Source organism: Streptomyces sp. SID5643 (assembly GCF_009872555.1).
In the GTDB taxonomy this organism is placed as follows: Bacteria; Actinomycetota; Actinomycetes; order Streptomycetales; family Streptomycetaceae; genus Streptomyces; species Streptomyces iakyrus.
Genome location: NZ_WWIC01000048.1, coordinates 1 through 1177, shown reverse-complemented (window position 1 = coordinate 1177; position 1177 = coordinate 1). Strand labels below are relative to the sequence as shown.

Below are 1177 nucleotides of genomic sequence, written 5' to 3'. Positions count from 1 at the left end.
GCGCAGACGCAGTACGGCCCGGTGCAGGTGCGGGTGACCGTCGCGGGCGGCAAGATCACCAAGGCCGAGGCGGTGCAGGCCCCCAAGGGCGGCCGCAGCGACCAGATCACCTCCTCCTCCGTCCCCCGCCTCAACCAGGCGGCCGTGGCGGCCGGGAACGCGCAGATCGACGCCGTGTCCGGTGCGACGTACACGAGCGCCGGCTACAAGCAATCGCTCCAGTCCGCACTGGACCAGGCCGGTGGCTGACACGGTGGCCGACCCCGCACAGGCTCCCGCCGCGGTACGTCATACCGAGGAGACGATGGGGACCGTCTTCTCCTTCGACGTCCGCGGCGGGGAACCGGCCGCCGTGCGCGCGGCCCTGGACGAGGCCGTCGCCGGACTGCACCGGGTCGACGAGGTGTTCAGTACCTACCGCGACGACAGCCAGATCTCCCGGCTCCAGCGCGGCGAGCTGACGGTCGCGGAGTGCGACCCCGAGGTCGCCGAGGTGCTGGACCTGGCCGCCGAGGCGGAGCGCAGGAGCGACGGCTGGTTCAGCACGTCGTACCGGGGACGCCTCGATCCGACCGGCATCGTCAAGGGCTGGGCGGTCGAGCGGGCGGCGCGGAGGCTGGCGGACGTGCCCGGGGTGTGCGGAGTGAATCTGAACGGCGGCGGCGACGTGCAGTTGCTCGGGACACCGGGCGGGCAGCGGCCGTGGCGCGTTGGCGTGTCCGACCCTTTGCGTCCCGGGGGTCTCGCGGCGGTCGTCTCCGCGGGTGGGGTGGACGAGCTGTCCGTGGCCACGTCCGGCACGGCGGAGCGGGGCGCGCACATCGTCGATCCGCGGACCGGGCGGTCGGCTGTCACCGACCTGGTCGCCGTGACGGTGGTGGGTCCCCGGCTGACGTGGGTGGACTGCTGGGCGACGGCGGCGTTCGCGATGGGCTCGCGGGAAGGCCTGGCGTGGCTGGAGTCGCTGCCGGACGTCGAGGCCCTGTTGATCACCGCTGGTGACGAGGTCCGCTGCACCGGAGGGTTGGCGGCGCGGCTGGGGTAGTCATGGCTGGAGCCGGGCGGTTCCGCAGCCCGGCGTGGCGGGGTGCCGCCGCTGCGCCCACCCGTGCCGCCCCAGCGGCACGCATGCCCGCAGCCGGGGCGACGCCCTCAGGGGCGCGGGGAACTGCGCGAC

2 protein-coding genes are annotated in these 1177 nt (G+C 74.4%); both read left to right on the top strand.

Annotated elements, in window-relative coordinates; all coding sequences use genetic code 11:
* On the top strand, positions 1-249 hold a 249-nt coding region (locus tag GTY56_RS05480; RefSeq protein ID WP_161363026.1), incomplete at its 5' end, for an FMN-binding protein.
* Positions 242-1045, top strand: a complete 804-nt coding sequence (locus tag GTY56_RS05475) for an FAD:protein FMN transferase (RefSeq protein ID WP_346345423.1) — start codon at positions 242-244, stop codon at positions 1043-1045. The genes GTY56_RS05480 and GTY56_RS05475, both read left to right, overlap by 8 nt.
* Positions 1046-1177 lie beyond the last annotated feature (132 nt).